Raw genomic sequence first — 17,345 nt, 5'->3', positions numbered from 1 at the left:
TCGAAGGGTTGGGAAGCGAAATGACACTGAGCATTGGATTGATTGGTACGGGTGGATTTAGCAAGGTACATGCAGATATTCTAACTACAATGGACGGAGTGTCTGTTAAAGCGTTCGTTGGGACTAGCCTGGATAAGGCTGAAAAGGCAGCGCAAGGTTACGCATCTGCCAAGGGTTATGGGGATATTGAGCACATGCTGGATGAGGCGAAGCCGGATGCTGTGTATGTTTGTGTTCCACCTTTTGCACACGGAGAGATTGAGCGTAAACTTGTTGAGAGAGGGATACCATTCCTCGTCGAGAAGCCGCTTGGTATTAACCTTGAAGCTCCTCAAGAGATTCTCAAAGGAGTTACATCTTCTGGATTAATCACCTCTGTTGGATATCATCTCCGTTATACGGATGCGGCATTAAAAGCAGTGGAAGTGCTGCGTGATCGGAAGACGGGTATGGCGCTTGGCTACTGGATGGGGAATATGCCACTCGTTTCATGGTGGAGAAAGCAAGATGGATCTGGGGGGCAGTTCATCGAACAGACTACCCACATGGTGGACATGCTCCGCTTCTTGCTTGGCGAGGTGGATGAAGTGTACGCGGCATTCTCTCAGCGAGTGATGCATGAAGTACATGATGGGGTTACCGTCCCGGATGTAGGAACCGTGACCTTGAAACTAAAGAGTGGAGCTGTAGCGACAATCTCGAATACATGCATGCTTCCGACATCTGAAAAGGTGGGACTAGCCATATATACCGATCAGGGTAGCGTTGATGTTCTAATGGATAAGCTCATAGTGAAAGAGAATAGTGGATCGGTAGAGTATCCGAATATAGCGAATGCTTATCAACGGGAAAATGAAGCTTTTATTCTGGCTGTACGTACTGGTGATACTTCCGGAATCTTATCTAGCTATGAAGATGCTTTCAAGACGATGGAGATTACATACGCCGCTCAGCAGTCAGCGGAGACGGGAATGCCGGTGAAGCTATAAGTAAAAGAAAAGAAAACAGCAGTGAACTTTGAGATGGGAGTTTGCTGCTGTTTTTGTGTTGGTAGGGTGATATTACCGAGGTTTGTGGATATGGTAATATTGGAGGTGACTGTGAATATTTTTAGGGGAGTGGCTGCAATGACACAAATTGAAGAACATTTTCAGGAGTTCCCTGTTCTTGAAACTGAACGAACAAAATTAAGAAAGATAAGTTATTCGGATCAGGATGATATGTACAGCTATTGTAGATTTCCATTGGTATCAAGATATACCGTTTGGGACACTCACCAGTCACTTGATGATACAAGAGCATTTATAGAATTTGTATTAAACCGTTATGACACACAGAAAGTAGGACCTTGGGGAATTGAGCACAAACAATTAAATAAACTAATTGGTAGTTGTAGTTTTGTAAGTTGGGATAATCGAAATAAAAGAGCAGAACTTGGTTATGTATTGTCAAATGAACATTGGAATCAAGGATACATGACCGAGGTTATTGGAAGGATTTTAGAGTTTGGATTCAATGAATTAGGGTTAGTTCGGATTGAAGCAAGATGTCATCTGGATAATATCGGATCCGCGCGAGTAATGGAGAAGACTGGGATGCGATTCGAGGGGGTACTGAGAAGGCATATATGGGCAAAGGGTGCATTTCAGGATGTAAAATTGTATTCAATTATCAAAGACGATTTTGACAAGTGAACTCGAAGAAGAGAGTGATTAAAATTGCGTAAGTCTATGATATGCATGTTTCTACTATTAATATTAATGGGGTGTTCTGAAGACTCCCAATACAAGGGAATTGAATGGGGGACATCAAAAGAAGAAGTAAAGAAGATCGAATCCTTAGAGCTTTTAAATGAATCAGATAAGGAATTAGAATATAAGTATAATACAAACTTAGTTGAAGAGGCTGTACTTCGATATTCTTTTGATGCGAATCATAATGGTTTAATAAATAGAGTTGTAGAATATGATTTCAATAATGAGCAAAATGAGAATCGACTGAAAAACTTAAATCTTGTGTATGAAAAGCTAAAAACTGAATACGGAACAGGTAAGTATACAAAAGATTCAGAGTTCCAGGGTTATAATTGGGCTATAGATGATACATATATTCGAGCAGTATTATCAGAAGGAACTAAGGGCTCAGTATTCGTTATTTATTACGATTATGAGCATTATAAGGCAATACTAAATAACAATTAAAAGGTTGATATGATGTATCAAAAGAGTAGATTAGTTCGTGAATTTTCTTGCTTTTAAGACCATTAGAAAGTTGTGATTTATCAATGATTTTCCGTTCGAAAATAGATACTTTTTTCATTATATTTATTTCCATAACGGTTTTAATTACAGGTGCTGTAACGCTAATACCTCCGTTCATTGATAAAGAAGCATCAACATCGATCGTAATAATTATGTCCGCTACCTTTATGATTTCAGCAGGTTTTATATTATGGATAGCTTTTTCTATTAAGTACGTTTTCTATGAAGATTATCTATTAGTGAAAGGTGGACCATTCAGGAGTAAAATCCCTTATCAAACCATAACAAAAGCTTCTCCAACGAACGATATTTTTACTGGTTATCGAATTTTATCATCTAGGAATGGACTTGAATTATTTTACAAGTCGGCACTACTTGGTAGTGTGAAGATTTCACCACAGAATCGGAAGGAGTTTATCACTGAGTTAAAAAAACGATGTCCAAATGCAGTAATTCAGGAATAAACCATTCAAGGTATTGATATTACGAATCCCCTTAATGGGGCTTTTTTTATGCACTTTCTTCTACGGTTCCATAACCTTATTCCATTCTAAAACGTTACTATTTATAGAACGACAAAGCCAATAATGAATTGTTCAGAAAAGAGAGGGAGTTATGAAAAGCATCATTATAATCATAGTATTCTTGATGTTACTGCCTGATTGTAATCCAACCAGTTACTCACGCTCAAAAAGTAGTAAACCAATAGAAACGGCTTCAACAGGAACTCCGATGTACTTAGATGAAGGGCAATATGCAGGGGATCAATTGGAATTGATCAAACTCATAAACCTACGAATGAAATACTTGTGGGAAGTAGATGAGACAAGTTATATGAAGCTGTTTCATAAGGAAAGTCCGATTAGCGGCATTCCATCATTTAAAATTAAAAGTACAACATTGAGAAGTGAAATCACAATTCGTGAGCACAAAAATGTATATCAGGCAGTAGTAAGCGTCACTGAGTTAAGATATGACAATGCGGAGGAAGAGAATCCAACCTATGTTTTTCAAAAAGATAAAACTAAAGGCGCTGAATGGTGTATTCGAGATATCGATTAAGGGTGGAGAACCAAATCTCTAACAAAGGATGAAAGTTGATAATGAGGAATCTATTCTTGAAGGTTGCATGGACGACGAAGTCGAAGGAAATGGATGCGTTATTGGCTATGGATGATCTAGAGATCTTAGAATTAGGGTCAGGGATGGAGGCAACTGTATACAAAGTAAGTTCCACCATGATGAACCGGAGTTATGCATTGAAACTATGGAATAAACGCCTTCCTACGGATGTGGAGAGGCAGTATCATGTGCTATTGCAATTACTTGAGGCAGGAATGTCTGTCTCCAAGCCATATGGGTGGGGACGGAATTTAAATGGGGAATATATCTTACTCACAAGTTACGATGGTGAGCCACTCCCTTTTAATAGCGTACATAGTAGTCATATGAAAGTAATCGCTCATCAGCTTGTAAAGATCCACAGTCTAAGACTATCTTATTTGGAGGAATACCTCCCCCGATATGATGACATTATGGGCTACTTCTTCCCTCGAAATGAAGTGCACTCTGACATCTTGGAGTTATTACAGAAAATTCTTGAAGATATTAATGTTAGAACGAATTGTCTCATTCATGGAGACTACAACCTTGGCAATATTCTAATCGATCAAGGGCGGTTTACTATCATTGATTGGACCAATGCTCAACAGGGAGATAGTAGGTATGATTTTGCTTGGGCTAGTTTCTTAATCAAGATTTATAATGGCGAGAAATGTTATGCAGAGTTTGTTAAAACCTACATCGAACGTATTCCTACGGATGACAAAGACGTTTATTTGTTTGAGATACTCGCATGTCTGAGATGGATTTGGCTCAGTCGTATAGCGCCCATTCCCTTACATAAAGATACTCTACATCGTGTGAAGAAATTTATAGAGGATCATAGAGAATTAGAAGACATTGTTTTGAAAATGTAAAAGATCAGAAATGACTTCGATTTTGAATTAATAAAGGTGCTAACATCATGTAACAACGAATAAACAAATAAAAAACGAGGATGAGAGAATGAATTCAAATATGCTTAATGATTTTGAACAGCAGTTGAAAAAAGCAAAGATCAAGAGTTGTCTTATGATAAGGGAAGAGCATTTGATTTTTGAGTACTATAAGAATAAAAAAGTTAAAGCTAATCCACAAAAAATCAATTCGTGCACTAAAAGTATTCTATCCATACTTATTGGAATTGCAATTGATAAAGGATATATAAAAAGTATTTCAGAGCCAGTTAGTTGTTATTTTCCTGAACTCATTCATAATCTCGTTGATCCTAGGAAGAGATCTATCACGATTGAAGATTTGCTTACAATGTCGGCGGGGTTTGACTGGCCTGAATTTGGTGAATGGAATTACTTTGCTCCAATGGTGTTTAGTTCTGACCTAGTGAAATATGTGTTTGAGCGAGAGCTGCAAGATAATCCAGGGGATAAAATGAATTATAATTCTGGTTGTTCACATGTATTAACAGCAATTTTACAGAAGGCTACAGGAATGAAAGCTAGTGAATTTGCAAACCTTCATCTCTTCAGACCTTTAGAAATTACGAATACGAATTGGTACGAAGACAGTAAAGGTATTAATCGAGGTGCTGATGGCTTAACTATGAGCACTATTGATATGTTAAAGATAGGGAACTTGATTTTGCATGAAGGTGTTTGGAACGATAAATGTGTTGTGTCTGCAGACTGGTTGAAGAAATCCACACAACCTTATTATTTAACTTATGAATCTATCGGCCATTATGCATATCATTGGTGGGTAAGAGAATTAAATACCAAAAACGACGAAATGAGTAGAACTGAATTGATTTTTGCGTTGGGATTTGGTGGTCAGTATATATGCGTTGTGCCTAAATTAAGAATGGTTATTGCAATAACTAGCGAGCTCTACGAGGATTCGATGAAACCATTAAGAATACTTGAAAAACTCATTGTTAATATCCAGGGGATTTAAAATAGAAGGGAGATTGATTTGATATGTCTGCTTGGCCTAATCTTGCTAGTCTTGTGTTTGGAATTATCGCATGGATTGTCCCAATATATAATATATTTAGATATGATGAACGTTCTAGGAATTGGCCTACTCTTTCTATGGTAAGCATAAGTGCTTGTGCCATTTCGTTGTTTTTCCAGACACTTAGTTTCTATGACCGTGTTAAGGCTGAAGATTGGACTGCTCTTATGGATACAGTAAGTGTTATCGCATCTGTTCCAGCAATTCTGCTCATCGGTACAATCACACTAAATGTAATTACATTATATATATACCGTAAAAGGGCAGCGTAAAGAATGTCGATTTGAATGTGTGCCAAGATTAGAGAGTGGTGTGATGCTATTGAGGGGATTTTTTATAATATGAAAAATAGAAATAAAAATGATTTTAATACTATAAGTTTACGCTTAAAACTCTTATTATTTTTGCTTCTGTTTGTGTTCATATCGGACACAACATTAATGTTACTAAGTTTTAATGACTATCGTTTTATATTTGATACCTCTGGATGGAAAACTCCTATTTTAATTAATTTAATATTCGTACTTTTAATATTTTTTATAACTAGAAAAAAAATAGTATGGGTACCGATTATTCTTTTACTTTTTTTGTTAGTAGCAAATCATTTTGGTTTTTTAATTATGGATTGGCATTATACCCAGGTGGTCTCTCCTAAAGGTACGGAAACCCTAATTATAAAATACCGCCAAGCAACATTAGGAGAAAGTCATTATTGGTATGAATTCTATCAAAAATCTTATTCTATCTTAATGAAAAAACACATTTATGATGACATGGGATTTATCATTTTTAATGGCCCTTTAAATGCTAGACAAGCATTAGGAATTGACGATGCTAACTGGTTGAATGAAAAAGCAGTCATCTTTGAAACAGCAAACGGTAGAAAAAGATTAATTTATACTAAACTATGAGGGACTCCAAAAGCTTCATCAGGTTAAAAGCTTATCAAAGATTCATTAAATAGATCCTTGTCACAACTATAATATATCCTAAGCCCTTGCTATTGTTGGTAAGGGATTTTTCTATCTAATAAAAATTGGTATACTCCAGTAAAAAAGGGTATTATTGTATTCTCGATCAGATAGGTAATATATAATAGATATAACTAAAAATCATCAAAGGAGAGTAATTAAATGTGATGCGTTTTAAACTATTACAACGAAAACAAAAAGAGAAAGATGTTACGAGTGAGCTTAATTTAAGAATGAATATATTCTTTTTTTCTACATTTATTATATTTTGCATCATTATTATTCGGCTTGCCATCCTTCAATTTGTTGAGGGCCCTGAGCTTACCGAGCAAGAGAATTCTGGTCGAACAAAAAATGTCCCTCTTCAACCGGTTAGAGGAAATATTATTGATGCTTCCGGAGTTCCTATAGCTTTTTCTAAGCCGTCAAATGCACTCTATGTAACTTTATTAAAGAATTACGATAACAGGACAGAAATTGGTAAGGAGAATCTTCCTGAAATTGAATCTATTGCAGAGGATATTTATCGAGTATTTGAGAAATATGGAGACAAAGATGGAGAGAGGCTGTCAGTTGAAGAAATAGTAGCACAATTGGATATTCAATTCAAAAAACAAGGAGGATACGAACCCCGAAGGATAAAGGGTGATCTTACTGATCAAGAAGTAGGCTACTTTTTAGAGAATAAAAATACCTTTCCAGGCATTGAAGTTATTGAAGAGAATAAACGATATTACGATAAAGATAGCGTAGCTGTTCAGACAATTGGATATCTTAGGTTTTTCAAAGGCGTCAAAGATTCAGAAAAATATAAAATAATCGATGAACAAAACAAAAAACAAGAAGATCCTAGCTTAATATATACCGAAGACGAGTATGTAGGTAATGATGGATTGGAAAAAATGTTTCAGGAGGATCTTCGAGGTAAAAATGGTTATATGAGCATACCTATTAATCCACAGAATATGGTTGATGGTGTCCCAACACTTATTCCTCCTGTGAAGGGTAATAATGTCTACACCACTATTCATAAAGAAATTCAGCTCCGAACTGAACAAGCAATTTATGATCAATTGAATTGGCTAAAAACAACACAATTTTCAGGACGTACACATCCAGAAGCCCAGACGGGATATGCTGTAGCTATGGAAGTAGATACGGGCAACATTATTGCTATGGCGAGTATTCCAGACTACGATGCTAACGTCTGGACTGAGGGAACAAATGAGTGGGATAAAGTAAAGCCCTATTGGGGGAACGGTACAATAAGTCCCTATAGTTCTGGAAAGTCTGTAAATAATTTAGAATCTGTTATATTGCTTGGTTCTACTATTAAACCATTAAGTGTACTAATTGGACTTAATGAAGGTTTATTTAATGTGGATTCTTATTACCCTGATAAGGGATATTCTGAATTCGGTAGGGATAAAACAAGAGTTCGTAACTCTCAATCCAAAGTTTTAGGATCAATCGATCCCTCAGCTGCTCTCCAGAACTCTTCTAACGCTTTTATGGTCGATATGGTTGGTAGAAAATTATTTGATAAATATGGAGCCCAAGGAATAGAGGTCTGGCATAAATATATGTTGGAATTTGGACTTGGAATCCCTACCGAAGTTGGGCTTCCTGGTGAGTATCGGGGCAGATATGAGTATAAAAATATAAAACAAGCCGGAAGCCCACTAGCAGCATTAGCCTATGCCTCTTTTGGACAGTCTGGGAAATATACAACAATGCAGTTAGCACAATATGCTACTACACTTGCGAACAAAGGAAAACGTATTAAACCACAGCTAGTAAGTGAGATTAGAGATCAGGAAGGAAACGTCATAAAAAAGTTTAAGCGTGAAGTATTGAATGAAATAGACTTTCCAGAACCTTATTGGAATGAAGTTATAAAGGGAATGAATACTCAAGGTATTAAATCATTTGAAGGTTTTCCATATGATTTCGCTCGAAAAACAGGAACATCACAGCAATATATTTTCGATAAAAAAATGAATGCTGATAATGGTATTTTTATTGCTTTTGCCCCACGAGAGAACCCTAAACTGGCAGTAGCTGTTGTGATTCCTGAAGGTGGTTTTGGAGCCTATAGTGCTGCTCCTGTTGCACGTAAGATCTTCGATGCATATGATGAAATATACGGCTTAGACGGTACACCACATCCTAAACAGAAAGATACCTCAGGTCAGAAAGATTAGATGGTAGGAGACTACACTATTGACTGAGATAAAACCCATATTTTTAATTACAGGTGCAAGTGAATCAGGAAAGCAAGGTATTGGTCTGACGAGCTGATAAATGATCACAAGGAATTTAATGAGTGGATATTGAATAAAATGCATATACGGCATTTAGTTCAAGTATGCCTTTGATTAATACCATTGAAAGTTCTCCTACTGTGGTTGCAGCTGAGATTACGAGGCTTGTTGATCAAGTGCTTTCCTTGATAAGGGGCTGATGAGAGGATTAATATTAATAGCTGATTTTTGGAGGAGGTTAATCACATCATTCAAGATCATAATCGTATGAGGTTATTAAAATTACATAAAGAGTATCTTTTAGTATTACTAGTTTCTTTGTTTGTATTGCTTTATTTCATTTATGTTATTGTACCTTATGCTGATTATAAGGGTTTCTTTAATGAAAATGACACACCCGCGAATAAAGAAGCTTTTACTTACGCAGTGTTATGTTACCCAGTAGCGATTTGCTATGCTGTGTTTGTATTTTATTATTTTCGTAAGATTACTTTTTTAAAGAGTTTAAATTATCCCTTGATTATTGTGAATTTATATATTGGTTTATTCCTATGCTTATTAGTCATGGGTGGTGCAATACTATGGTTCATGGTATTAACAATAACTTTTGCAGTAGTAGCAATATTGGTATTATTCATCAATGGTATTAATAAAGACTATCTGTACATAAAGAACCATCATAGCAAGATCCTAGGCTAATAATTTAGTAAGGGGTGATAAATTTGAAGATAAGATATTTTTTTGTGGTGGCGATGTTGTTCGTCAGTATGTCCCTTTTAACGGGGTGTGTACCTGGAGATGGAGCAAATAATAATCAAGACCTTGCGGGATTCTTCTGGGGGATTTGGCATGGATGGATTGCTCCCATCTCATTAATCATTGGATTATTCAACCCTGATATTCGGATATATGAAACATATAACTCGGGATGGTGGTACGATTTTGGATATTACATCGCGATTATAAGTGGCTTCGGTGGGATTTCACTGTTTCGTCGCAATAGAAGAAAATGATACTGCGTTTGCAACGAAAAAAGATTAACGATGGAAGATTAATAATAAAGGGAGGTTTTCTAAAATGAGTAAAGCTACATTTTCCGGATCAACGATGGTGTTTCTTGTAAGTGATATTGAGAAATCAATTGATTTTTATAATAGGCTTGGTTTCAAAGAAGAATTCATTGGTGGTCCAGATGTTCAACATGTACATATGACAAGAGATAACGTAACGTTTATTCTCCATCAAGCACGTGATCCTAAAGATGTAAGACCATTTTCATCGGTTGAAGGTGGATTATATTTCGATGCTTTCTGTTATACCAATGTGCGTCAATTACTAGAAGAGATAAAAGATAAAGATATCCCAATTGTTAGAGGCCCTGATTTAAATGATTTTTTCAGTGAATTTACGATTCAAGATGTAGATGGATATAGAATTTCGTTTGGAGGAAATGGTTAGAAGGGATTCAGAACATGCAAAATTTCTTATTAGTTGTTTTCATTTTTGTATTTTTACTAGGTATAACTTCAGCATTGATTTTCAGAAAAAACACAGGGAAAACAATAGTAATTATATTAATTATGATGTCAATAAACGCATGTATCTTTTTTACAATCTTAAAAATCCATGATAATACCCTGAGGAAGGAAATAAAAAATGTAATAGCATCAAGAAATGGTGAGGTTGTGGATATTCGAAAGATTCAGATAGAAGATGCTGGCTCAACACCGTTTCATGATGAAGTTAGTAGCAAAAATCTTATATATAAAGTGGAATACAAAAAAGATAATCATTATTTTATTGCATGGTATAGAGGCGTCAATACTATAAATGATATACATAGTCAAAACCCTGGTAGACATGGAATGGGTATTGGTGAGAAATGGATATTTATAGAGGATGAATAAGGAAAATCTAATTGAAGGCTGGTACCTTATTAAAATAGTGTACATAAGTATGGATTACTTAATTTGAACATCGGATGTATAATTACGGAAGCTGTAACATGACAAACACCTCAACCTAAGATAAAGCTATCTAAGGGTGGGGTGTTTTGTATTAGAATTAGAATGGAACTGTTAAAACATCAACCTGATAGTATAAAGTGACAACGCTATAAATAGGTTATATACGGATATTTCCCGTGCAATATTCTCAAGTATAATGGGAACTTTTTTAAAAGATTCCAAATAACTTGTTGATTTTATGTCCGAAAAGTAGTCTCAAAAAAAGTTGAATAAACGTAGGTTTATGTACAAAGGAGAACTCTGAGAATGTATTTTGTGTGGAAGGATTATGATCAATCGTATGCGAACGAAATCAATCAATGGTTGAAACATCATGATACCTATAAGTATACCGAAATAGAAGACTGGCATGTCTCATATAAAAACATCATTGATAAAGTCGATTTTTATTATGCCAATGGTTCTGACGGAGAGAAGTGCTACTACGAATTAAATGATGATTATTATTGTAAAGTGGTATTTGATCAAGAACAATTGATTGCTGTATTAGATGTGTATATTAATTCTCTTGGGACAGAAATTATCATAAACCCGATCATTGTTTCTCCCAGCTATCAAGGTAGAGGGTATGGGACTTTGATCACTAATGAATTTACCATGCATAGGAACAGAATTCTTAAAGAAGGTGTTTTTAGCAAAATTAGCGTGATCATAGAAAAAAGTAATATCCCCAGTATTAGATGTTTTGAAAAGTGTGGATTCATGTATGTGAACGATAGTGACAAAGGTGCATTTTTAATATATGAGTATGAGCTTGTTTAGAATATCATCACATATTTTCTATGAATAATGGGAATTAATCTACTTATTGAGGTGAGATGATATGCCAATACACTTGGAAACTGAACGATTAAAATTACGTCCTTTCTATAATACAGATGCAAAAAGAGTTCAAGAACTAGCTGGAGATAGAGAAGTAGCAAAGACCACTCTGGGGATCCCTCACCCCTATACTGTTGAACATGCGGAACAATGGATTTCTAATCACAGTCAAAATATTGAAGCTGGGACGATCTTTCCACTTGCCATCGTATTAACCAACAGTGAGGTTTTATTAGGAACTATGACGTTAAGAGTGGATAAACAGCATAATAAAGGTGAATTAGCCTATTGGGTCGGGAAAGACTTTTGGGGAAAAGGTTATGCTACAGAGGCTGCTTCTTTAATAATGAAATTTGGTTTTTACGAGATTGGTTTAAATCGGATCTGGGCCATGGCGATGTCTAGTAACCCTGCATCGACGAGAGTTATGCAAAAAGTAGGTATGAAAAAAGAAGGAACTTTAGTAGAGCATATTAAAAAGTTTGATAAGTACGAGGATCTTGATGTTTATGGAGTCTTAAAGAATGAATTTACTGATTACCTCAAATGAAGTGAGCGTGCTTTATGGTTAATATATGAGGTATTGGGGAGAGAGTTGATGAGTCATCATTAAATATTTCATTAAAATTAATATAGTTAGCTTACTCTATGCATTGTGTATTTTTATTCCAATCGAGTTAATGTTTCATGTGTATAAAATCAGTAGGTTGACAGGCTGGGACATCCCAATAGTAAGCAGATTTAGTGAGATAACGTTCGTTGGTGAGTTAATTTTGGGTGCCATTCTATTTTATTTCCTAACAAAAAAATGGCTCGGAAGAAGAAATCTAAACTATCTTACTGCAATACTTTGGGTGCCATATTTCTTTATCTTGGGGTATATGTTTACCGCAGTCGTTCCTTTCACAGAAGTTGAAGACGCTGCTAATCCTGCCACAGGATTAATTGCAATTGGCTGGATGCTATTGTTCCCTATTTACATTTGCATCATTAATTATTGTAGTCAAATCAAATTGGAGATGAATAAATTCTCATGAGTAGATTAAAGATGAAAAAGGTTCTGGTCATAGGATTAGTCATTTCTGTTATTGTTAATGTTTATTTGTTAATAAAAACTAATGATAATCTCAACTCAAGACAAAATCAAAATCAATCTAGTATCTGGGCGATATCTGTTAGTGGAGAGAATCTTGCTAAGAACCTAGAGGAGTTTCTTAATTATTCGCAGGAAGCGGAGCCAATGGAGGTTCAAGCTAAGCTTTTCAATTCGTGGAGAATCGTTCAAGGAGAAAGTCGAAACATTCATTATTATCTAGGAGCAATGAATCCGCAGTATATGAAGGAGCATCAAAATAAGTGGAGCCTTTTACAGTATAGTTTATTAAAAGTGGATAGTTTCTTACATGATTTAAACAAGAAATTTTTAGATAAAGGTATTTACTCGATGAATAATAAGGAATTTTTGAAGTTAAAAACTGTAACTTCTGTATATGAAAAAATTCATGAAGAAGTGAAGAAGGATTCTGTCCATCCGGAACTTGTCATCGACTTATTGACTGAAGAAATGCTCATTTTAGACGACTATTATCCAGAAACCTTGAAAAAATTAGAGTCATAGTATATTGGCGAACAATTTGCAAGACAGCGAGGAGGTTTTATAATTGTCCAGAATTATGATCATTGGGTCGGGTGGATCGGGCAAGTCTACATTTGCTAAAGAACTGGGAGATATTTTGGAGAAGCCGGTTTATCATCTAGACGCATATTACTGGAAGCCTGGATGGACACCAACACCCAACGATGAATGGGATCAGTTCTTAAATGAAATCATTTCAGAAGATGAATGGATTATCGATGGAAATTATGGGAGAACTCTTGAACTAAGAATGAAGAGGTCAGATGTTATTGTTTTTTTCGATTTGTCCCCATGGATTACAACGTACAGAGTCATTAAACGAAGAATTAAGTACCATGGCAAGACTAGAGCGGATTTAAATGAAGGATGCCCAGAACAATTAGATTGGAATTTTGTGAAATGGGTGTGGAATTTTCGGAAGAATAAAAGACCGGAAATAAGCATGTACAAGAATATTCATGAAACAAAGATAAGTTGATAGTGTTCCCGGGGGTGTAGAATGAAGCGGAAATACGCAGATCGATTAGATTGGTATCGAGTATTAAGGAGAACATATGCATGTGAATATATTGAAGAAGCTGAGTTTAGCGGGCATATTTCTCTAATCAGTATTGATCAAGTCAGTTCCCCGATAATAATAAGAATTGGTGATGAAAATCTCTGTCTTGCTAATGATGGATACTATTGGATGCAGCATTTTCCTAAAGGATCTAATTATTGTGTAACTACTATGCTAAATGAGAACAAAGAGATTATCCAGTGGTATTTCGACATATCGAAGAGCATTGGACTGAACGAAGAAGGGGTACCTTACTGGGATGATTTATACATAGATATTGTAGTTCTCCCCAATGGAGATTTTTACATTAAAGATGTAGATGAACTTGAAGATGCCTTAAATGAAAAGAAAATTGACGAAGGCGATTTTTTGCTGGCTAAGAACACATTGGATGGATTAATACAAGAAATTACATCGAATGAGAATCGTATTATAAGGAATAGCATGAAACATTTTGAATATCTATTAACTTCAAATATAGAAGGGGAATGAACTTGTCGAACCCGAATAAAGGAAGATGAATTCATGAATATAATAACTAAAAACATTTTTAACCAGGGTCATCACATCCATTATGTAGATACTAAATACGAATCCAATGATGCATTAATTCCATTATTGATATGTCCGGGGTTGTCTGAAACTGCCGAGGAATACGTAGACTTGTTGGCTAGTATTCTGCCAAGGAGAGGAATAGTTTTATCCTTTAGAGGAAGAGGTCAAAGCGGGACCCCATTAAATGGATATGATTTAGGGCAACATGTTACCGATATTGCATCAGTTGTCGATGATGCAGGAATAACTAGGTTTCATATACTAGGGAATTCACGTGGAGTATCGTATGCGTTAGGCTATGCAAGGAGCAATTCGAATAAAGTCGCGTCACTAATCTTGATAGACTATCCTTTAGAGCATAAAGCGATGTCTGAAGATTGGGCAGATGATTATATCCATAATTATTTAGTACCATGTAATCGTATAGACAACATACGTCCTGCTGCTGTTCGAGGAATTCAAACAGAATCAACACAGGAATCTTTACAATTTCACTATGAAGAACCGGTACTCGTGATTCGAGGTTTACTGGAAGGATCTTTGGTATCTAATCATGAACTAGAAAAATACAAGAATAGTTTTATGAATATAGAAATAGAAGAGTTTCAGAAAAGCGGACATGATATAAGAGTTACAGAAAGAGCATTATTATATAAAAAGATAATAGACTTTATAGATTAAGAAGTTATCACTTATATGTTGAATTGAAAAAAACCGCCAAGAGCGGCCAGATAGGCACTTTTGACGGTTATTTCTTGTAAGGGATAATAAAATATAGATGCTATTTGCTAGTATTTCGTTTCAAAACCTCATAATCTGCAGTCGTATAATTACCCATATACCACAGGGAAACCCCGTGAAGTCCATAATACTTGGCTAACCAGATCTTGGCCTCAATGCTCTGTTCATCCTCGTACCAGATCACATGACTTCCACGGTCATCTTCAAATGTAATTTTCTCTAAAAAGTAAGGATAAGAAAATACGGTTTTGCTACCCGACCTAGCTGCTCGCTCCTCGACCAGTTTAATGGCTGGATTCTCAAGAGTCACCGTGCCATCCTTGCGCGAAATCCATTGATTCGCTTGCTTCGAGATCCCCAGAACGATTTTCTCCTTAGGGATATCCTTAAGAACAATTTGGATGGTTTCATTGACTAATGGAAGTGGGGCCGAAGGCAAGTTGCTCTCCAAATGAGTATAGTCGTAGGCCATCACAATCACTTGATCCGCAATTTGACCGATTTGACGTAAGTCATAACCTTTGTACCATTCCGTTGGCGGGACTGCTACCGATAAGGTGAGTCCATCAAGACTTTGACTTAATGCCTTCAAAAAGTCTACAAAAGCAGATCGTTCTGAAGCATTTAACAAGCCTTCAAAATCGATAGAGATCCCAGTAAAACCATACGTATTATTCTTCATTGTATCTTGGACGGATTGAATAAAGGCCTTCTGTGCAGGTAGATCCTTCAGAAACTTGCTTAGCTTTTGATCCTTGTTATCTGAAAATACACTAAGCTCTTTCTGGACTTGATACTGATCAGCAACCTGGATAGCAGACTCCCAGCCTTTAGGTACAGAATAAAAACTATTATTCAGGTCTAGTGAAGCTGTTCCATCTGCCTTATAAGACAGTTCCGACCAACCGAATTTCACTTCATTCATGAACTGCATCTGCTGAGCCTGTTTGAAGGATTCAATAGCGTAATAACCAATGCCTGCTACTTCCGTTTCCTTCATTCGTTCATTAATCATGCGTTCGATAATGACCGCAGCTTCTTTGCGGGTAAGGGAGGCTTTGGGTCTGAATCTACCTGCTTCATCACCAACCATCATCCCGAGCTGGGCACTGTAATAAAGATCTGCTTGATAGCTTGCATCAATTTGAGTAGCGTCTTTAAACTTTCGTTTATTTGCTTCTGCCTTCCAGCCTGAGTTATTCCATGAATCCTGCTCCTGCTTATCTAGTTCTTGAAGTAGCATACGACCGGTGAGTACAGCGACTTCTTCGCGTGTAATCTCTTGCGTAGGTTTAAAGCGGTTATCCTTGATCATAAAATTGATAAGGTCTTGATCATAAGCACTTTCAATATAAGGATAGGACCAACGTTTTGGATCCTGCATATCTTGTAATTTCATCGACTTTGCTGAAGAGGATTCAATTTGAAGTGAAGCCATTAGCATTTTCACAAAAGCTTCTCTCGTCAGCACTGCATCGCCTTTAAACGTACCTTTTCCCATACCCGAAATCACGCCTACTGCAGATAGCTTGTAAATACTGCTGGCAGCCCAATCATTCGGAACGTCAGAAAATGCCTTTGTCTGTGCGCTATATGCCATTGTACTGCTTGAACCAGCGCAAAGCATGATAGCCATCGAAAATAAAGCGATTCTTTTAAGCATATTACCCTCCTAATGTTTACTCTCTAAAAGTTTAAAGTCTCGAAAACTCTCAGATATCTGTGATAGAATCATACAAACAGCTCACAACTAACCCTTATTCTACCATTACGACCATGTTCTTTATAGTATTATTTTACATGTGAGATTGTTTCGCTGATCATCTATGATTCAAAAACAGGAATTAAATGTTATTTAAAGATGATCTACTAAACTTTGAAGCTAATAGAGAAAGGGTGGCTATATGAATATTTTACAGAGTATTATAGGACTGTTGATTTTAATTTTTGGAACGGTAGCGGGCGTTTATTCAGGGAACCTCCTCATATTAATCATTAGTTTTACTTCGGGATTTTTACTGATATCTCTATCTAAATTGGTCGATAATCTAACAGATATAAACCATAAGTTATTGGGTTTACCTTTTACAACAAGCCAGTTAAATACAATCTTAAAATATTCACCTCAATATTTTGTTGAGTCTTCAACGTTGGACGTATATCCGGATAATGAAACCTTATATCCATTAATTAATTTAGAGAATGAGTTGTATATAAGAACAAAAGTATTCTATAAATATCTGAGTCAAAATGAACATCAATACACATTCCGTTTGCCAGAGAAAGGGGCCATAGTTCTTAATTGTTCATCTGCGTATTATCAGGGGGTTGATTTATTCCAATATGGAGAGCAAGTTCTGGTAAAACTATCGGTTCTAAAGTTGAATATATCAATCTATAAAGATCGTTTGATTCTAAAATAGAAAACTTGAAGGGA

The 17,345-nt window shown here is 36.0% G+C and carries 21 protein-coding genes; 20 read left to right on the top strand and 1 reads right to left on the bottom strand.

All coding sequences use genetic code 11. The features are described 5' to 3' along the window. The first annotated feature begins 20 nt into the window (after positions 1–20). The 19 genes from AC3WJJ_RS06230 to AC3WJJ_RS06140 all read left to right on the top strand — a co-directional run bounded on the left by AC3WJJ_RS06230 (position 21) and on the right by AC3WJJ_RS06140 (position 14,848). Complete coding sequence (locus AC3WJJ_RS06230; RefSeq protein ID WP_492538925.1) at positions 21–989, top strand: Gfo/Idh/MocA family protein; 969 nt, start codon at positions 21–23, stop codon at positions 987–989. Positions 990–1,127: 138 nt separating this feature from the next. Continuing rightward, positions 1,128–1,694 (top strand): GNAT family N-acetyltransferase, encoded by a 567-nt coding sequence (locus AC3WJJ_RS06225; RefSeq protein WP_492538923.1) that lies wholly within the window; start codon positions 1,128–1,130, stop codon positions 1,692–1,694. 45 nt (positions 1,695–1,739) lie between these two features. Continuing rightward, a complete protein-coding gene (locus AC3WJJ_RS06220; protein ID WP_492538921.1) occupies positions 1,740–2,201 on the top strand; it encodes a hypothetical protein in 462 nt (153 codons plus the stop codon). A 47-nt stretch (positions 2,202–2,248) separates the two neighbouring features. Further along, positions 2,249–2,725, top strand: coding sequence for a PH domain-containing protein (locus AC3WJJ_RS06215; RefSeq protein ID WP_492538919.1), 477 nt, complete (start codon positions 2,249–2,251; stop codon positions 2,723–2,725). Between the two features lie 151 nt (positions 2,726–2,876). Further along, positions 2,877–3,323 (top strand): hypothetical protein, encoded by a 447-nt coding sequence (locus AC3WJJ_RS06210; RefSeq protein WP_422660557.1) that lies wholly within the window; start codon positions 2,877–2,879, stop codon positions 3,321–3,323. 56 nt (positions 3,324–3,379) lie between these two features. After that, complete coding sequence (locus AC3WJJ_RS06205) at positions 3,380–4,240, top strand: phosphotransferase (protein WP_492538917.1); 861 nt, start codon at positions 3,380–3,382, stop codon at positions 4,238–4,240. Positions 4,241–4,328: 88 nt separating this feature from the next. After that, positions 4,329–5,273 carry a serine hydrolase domain-containing protein gene (locus AC3WJJ_RS06200; protein ID WP_492538915.1) on the top strand — a complete coding sequence of 315 codons (945 nt, stop codon included), beginning with the start codon at positions 4,329–4,331 and terminating at the stop codon, positions 5,271–5,273. A gap of 23 nt (positions 5,274–5,296) precedes the next feature. After that, positions 5,297–5,605: a hypothetical protein gene (locus tag AC3WJJ_RS06195; RefSeq protein WP_492538913.1), complete on the top strand. Its 309-nt coding sequence runs from the start codon at positions 5,297–5,299 to the stop codon at positions 5,603–5,605. Between the two features lie 15 nt (positions 5,606–5,620). Continuing rightward, positions 5,621–6,244, top strand: a complete 624-nt coding sequence (locus AC3WJJ_RS06190; protein WP_492538911.1) for a hypothetical protein — start codon at positions 5,621–5,623, stop codon at positions 6,242–6,244. A 227-nt stretch (positions 6,245–6,471) separates the two neighbouring features. Next, positions 6,472–8,508 (top strand): peptidoglycan D,D-transpeptidase FtsI family protein, encoded by a 2,037-nt coding sequence (locus AC3WJJ_RS06185; RefSeq protein ID WP_492539610.1) that lies wholly within the window; start codon positions 6,472–6,474, stop codon positions 8,506–8,508. Positions 8,509–9,290: 782 nt separating this feature from the next. Next, positions 9,291–9,581 (top strand): hypothetical protein, encoded by a 291-nt coding sequence (locus AC3WJJ_RS06180; protein WP_492538909.1) that lies wholly within the window; start codon positions 9,291–9,293, stop codon positions 9,579–9,581. Positions 9,582–9,645: 64 nt separating this feature from the next. Further along, entirely contained in the window at positions 9,646–10,026 is a 381-nt protein-coding gene (locus AC3WJJ_RS06175) for a VOC family protein (protein WP_492538908.1), read from the top strand. Between the two features lie 14 nt (positions 10,027–10,040). After that, entirely contained in the window at positions 10,041–10,475 is a 435-nt protein-coding gene (locus AC3WJJ_RS06170; RefSeq protein WP_492538906.1) for a hypothetical protein, read from the top strand. A gap of 366 nt (positions 10,476–10,841) precedes the next feature. Then, positions 10,842–11,357: a GNAT family N-acetyltransferase gene (locus tag AC3WJJ_RS06165; protein ID WP_492538904.1), complete on the top strand. Its 516-nt coding sequence runs from the start codon at positions 10,842–10,844 to the stop codon at positions 11,355–11,357. Between the two features lie 73 nt (positions 11,358–11,430). Next, on the top strand, positions 11,431–11,967 hold the full coding sequence (locus tag AC3WJJ_RS06160; RefSeq protein ID WP_492538902.1) for a GNAT family N-acetyltransferase: 537 nt from the start codon (positions 11,431–11,433) through the stop codon (positions 11,965–11,967). Between the two features lie 483 nt (positions 11,968–12,450). Then, a complete protein-coding gene (locus tag AC3WJJ_RS06155; protein ID WP_492538900.1) occupies positions 12,451–13,035 on the top strand; it encodes a hypothetical protein in 585 nt (194 codons plus the stop codon). 43 nt (positions 13,036–13,078) lie between these two features. Beyond that, positions 13,079–13,531 carry a DNA topology modulation protein gene (locus AC3WJJ_RS06150; RefSeq protein ID WP_492538898.1) on the top strand — a complete coding sequence of 151 codons (453 nt, stop codon included), beginning with the start codon at positions 13,079–13,081 and terminating at the stop codon, positions 13,529–13,531. 21 nt (positions 13,532–13,552) lie between these two features. Beyond that, entirely contained in the window at positions 13,553–14,104 is a 552-nt protein-coding gene (locus tag AC3WJJ_RS06145) for a ribonuclease FAU-1 family protein (RefSeq protein WP_492538896.1), read from the top strand. A gap of 33 nt (positions 14,105–14,137) precedes the next feature. Further along, complete coding sequence (locus tag AC3WJJ_RS06140) at positions 14,138–14,848, top strand: alpha/beta fold hydrolase (RefSeq protein WP_492538894.1); 711 nt, start codon at positions 14,138–14,140, stop codon at positions 14,846–14,848. Positions 14,849–14,948: 100 nt separating this feature from the next. On the opposite strand, the gene AC3WJJ_RS06135 is transcribed toward AC3WJJ_RS06140, so the two are convergent. After that, positions 14,949–16,571 carry a glycosyl hydrolase family 18 protein gene (locus AC3WJJ_RS06135; protein WP_492538892.1) on the bottom strand — a complete coding sequence of 541 codons (1,623 nt, stop codon included), beginning with the start codon at positions 16,569–16,571 and terminating at the stop codon, positions 14,949–14,951. 241 nt (positions 16,572–16,812) lie between these two features. Between AC3WJJ_RS06135 and AC3WJJ_RS06130 the strand changes: the two genes are divergently transcribed. Further along, positions 16,813–17,331, top strand: a complete 519-nt coding sequence (locus AC3WJJ_RS06130; RefSeq protein ID WP_492538890.1) for a hypothetical protein — start codon at positions 16,813–16,815, stop codon at positions 17,329–17,331. Positions 17,332–17,345: the final 14 nt, after the last annotated feature.

Source organism: Paenibacillus sp. FW507-14B1B (assembly GCF_058781425.1).
This window is presented reverse-complemented; position numbering and strand designations above follow the sequence as displayed.